Annotated in this window: 1 protein-coding gene; it reads left to right on the top strand. The window is 59.2% G+C overall.

The window, feature by feature from the left end:
- Positions 1-418: 418 nt before the first annotated feature.
- The gene (locus HY962_08335; protein MBI5646928.1) at positions 419-3,187 is read left to right on the top strand and encodes a T9SS type A sorting domain-containing protein; all 2,769 of its coding nucleotides are present in this window, start codon (positions 419-421) and stop codon (positions 3,185-3,187) included.
- The last annotated feature ends 375 nt before the right edge of the window (positions 3,188-3,562 follow it).

The raw sequence follows: 3,562 nt of genomic DNA, 5'->3' as shown, positions 1-3,562 counted from the left end.
TGGCAAGACGCCGATGCAGACCTTTCTCGATTCCATACCGCTTGCAAAAGAAAAACTCCTCGATACATTACCAACATCTTTTGAGACTTCGAATCAGACCGACCAAACCACCGTCTGTCAGGTCTAATCGTAGCTAGTACATAGTATGTGACACGAGCCACGGGACACATAGCACGCGAAACCTCTCCCGCTGTCCCGCTCTCCCGCTGTCCCGCTCTCCCGCTGTCCCGCTGTCCCGCTGTCCCGCTGTCCCGCTGTCCCGCTGTCCCGCTGTCCCGCTCTCCCGCTGTCCCGCTCTCCCGCTGTCCCGCTCTCCCGCTGTCCCGCTCTCCCGCTGTCCCGCTCTCCCGCAAACGCATCGGTGTTGTATAGCGCCGTGAGGAGCTGTAGTTTTCCCGGGACAATTCGGGGGTAAGGCATGCGCGCGTTGTGGTGGTCGATGCTGTTCCTTGTTGCGTGCTGCGGGATGCAGGCGCAATTGACAACGAAGACGACGGACTACGGTTCGAAGCCGGGCTACATCGATAAGGCGACACTCGTGGTGCAACCGCACGGGGCATATGTGGAACAGGCCTTGTACCTGAGTTACGGCGACCACGGCGCCTTCGGCAGCAATCCGAATGTGGAGATCGTCCACCGCTTCCGCCTCCCGGCGAATGCGGTGGTGAACGATCTGTGGCTGTGGATCGGCGACAGCGTGATGCAGGCCATTGTACTCGACGTCTGGCGCGCGCGGACGATCTACGACAGCATCACGAGTTCTCTGCACGATCCGGCGTTTCTCGCGAAGAAGGGTGACACGTACGAACTGCACATTTTTCCGCTGATCTCGGGACAGGTACGGCGCATCCGTATGAATTTTCTTGTGCCGGCCCGTTGGGCGGGAACCGCGGGCAACGCCGAGCTGCCTTTGGGCATGCTGATGGACAACAACGCAGCGGTGAAACCACTCGAAGTGAGGATCCGCACAGTCGATCAATCCTGGGGAGCGCCCGCCATCAAGGAGGCGCCGAATCTCGTCTATGACACGCTTCCTGATTCTCACGGATTCAAGTTTCTTGTGACGAACATCCCCGACCTCACACCTCTGCGTGGATTGACGATGACTTTCCATGCGGATCTCGAGGACGGTTCCCGTGTCACCTCGGCATCGCAGAGAAATGACAACCAGTCGTGGTTCGAATACGGACTCGATCCGGTGACCGTCTTCCAATCGCCTGCAGATACTGTGGCACGGAAACATCTCTTTGCGCTGGATCTGAGCGGCCTGCAGGACCGCGTCTTCACGACGCTTCTTCCCGAACTGCGCGAGTTGATGCGAGCCGCGGCGTCACCGCACGACAGTGTGGCACTTGTCGTGAGCGGCGCGGGCCGCGTCGCGCGTGTACACGAGGGATGGATACCCGCGCGCACGGGCGCGCTCGATACACTCGTCTCGTTGTTCGGCCAGGGCACACACGGCGCCGACATCAATGCGAGGACGGTACCCCGTGTCGAGTATTGCGACGAAAACGCAGCGTTGTGCTGGCAATTCCCGGGAATCACGTCATTGGCGCAGATTCATCGGTCATCCTCCCTCTTCGAGGCCCTGTATCACGGCGAGGACCCCGATGTTATCGCAACGTATGATCACAATCGCCAATACCTCAGCCAAACTCTCGAAAAGAAGGACACAATCCTTGCCATGATGGATGCCGCACTGAAACGTGGGGCACGTATCCTGACATACATCGACGAAGGCCACTATCCGGAAATTGAGGGCGTGTTTTTCGATAGTGTTAAGTTTTCGCATTTCACACACGATAAGGTCGAGACCCTTTTCCGCGCCCAGAACGGGAATTTCGGGAATACGTTTCCCGAGACAGTCGAACATCTGCATCGAGGGTACATAACGTATTCCGACAGCGTCAACATCAAACCCGAAGTGGTGGACAGCCAGGGACGGGCTGTCGTGATTTCCCGGCGTGTGGGGAAAGGTCTGATAGTACTCAGTTCTCTGTGGAGCTTCAGGGCCGACGGAGCGCTCCGCGGTCTCGTGGGCGCGCCGCTGCTCGGGCTCAACAGTACTGCCGGAACAGTATGCATGCTCGAACCCCTCATGGACGAGGCGCGCCGCATCTTCGAGGCGGAGGGATACAACGATCTTGTGCTTCTGAGTAATGGCGATTCGGTGTACTCTGTCGAATCCGCGAACGAACGCGCCTCGCAATACAGGGCGGGCTTTACAGGCACGTTCCCGGGCGTGACAACGGTAAACCTCCTCCGCGCTTCCGGCTATACACCGCCGTTTGTGACGGATGCAAACGTGCGCTACTACGGAAGCGGTCTGCTGCTCCAGCGTGTCGCAGCCGCCTTTTCGGGGCAATACATCGCCGGTTCGGCGTATTCCTGGTCACGTATCTGCGACATGGTGATGCCCGCCGGATTCATTGGATTGGATTCACTGTTCATCGGCGTCGATGTGCAAGGTGGAACAGGCGCACTTCGTCTGTTGCGGGAAGTTGCAGCGAACCCGTCCGACCTCCGCAAGGTGCGATATTTCCAGGGTGAGACGAGTTCCGCGGACAGCGTGCGTGTAACCGCGACAGGTTTTCTGAGGGGGGATCCGCAGCCGCGTGTGCACCAGCGCACCGTGTACCTGACACGAGACTCCGCGGACATGAACTGGACCATTCCACCGATGCTGGCGAACGAACAGGTGCGCGAGTTGCTGGCAGCGAAGCCACCGCTCGATACCACACGTATCATGTCGCTGGCCAAGAAGCATCGTCTACTATGCGACTTTACCGCTTTCCTCGCCCTCGAGCCGAACGACACCTTACGATTTAAGCGTGATCCGGGCGACGACGGAGGAACGAACGATGTTGCTCCTATCGACTTCTCGTCCGACGGTGATTCGCTCGCCGTGGTTGTCACACCCAATCCCTTCCGCGGCAGCACACGGATTGCCGTGCGAGCGCCCGAGGGTTCGGAGGTGACGATCACACTGTTCGATGTGCTCGGCCGGGCAGTACGCACCGTCTCCTCGTCGCCGCAAACCTCACGGATGCAGTATTACACATGGAACGGCGCCGATGCGCAGAACAGCCCGTTGCCCGCGGGCATCTACTTCGTACATGTGCTCGCGCGTGGTCCGTCTCACGTCGCTCCGCTCAGTGTCGTCCGTAGAGTCGTGCGTATGGAATAGCGGCGCGAGGGCAGGAGAGCGTCCTCGCCTGTTTCGCGAGCACATCGGATGATTGGATGATTGGATGATGAGACGATCAGACGATTGGACGATCAGACGATTGGACGATTAGACGATCAGACGGTTAGACGATTAGACGATCAGACGATGAGACGATCAGACGATTGGACGATAAAACGAGAGCACAGTCCGAATCTTTGTGCGATCTATTCCGCGTGTGCGCGGCGCACGTGTGAACTCCGACAGGGGCGACCGGCGGTCGCCCGACACCACCACGGAACACGCGCAAGACACCGCCCTGAACAGATCGGTCACCTTCTTCCGGAACGGGAGAGGGCCGGGGTGAGGGTGTGCGTGCCGCCCACTTCGCGGGCT

The organism is Ignavibacteriota bacterium (assembly GCA_016218045.1).
Lineage (GTDB): Bacteria > Bacteroidota > Ignavibacteria > SZUA-365 > SZUA-365 > JACRFB01.
Note: the sequence above shows the minus strand (reverse complement) of the source record. Positions and strands in the feature narration are given on the sequence as shown.

What these genes read in the sequence shown, in the direction of transcription:
- HY962_08335 (MBI5646928.1), top strand. Translation starts at nt 419, where the DNA reads ATGCGCGCGTTGTGGTGGTCGATGCTGTTCCTTGTTGCGTGCTGCGGG.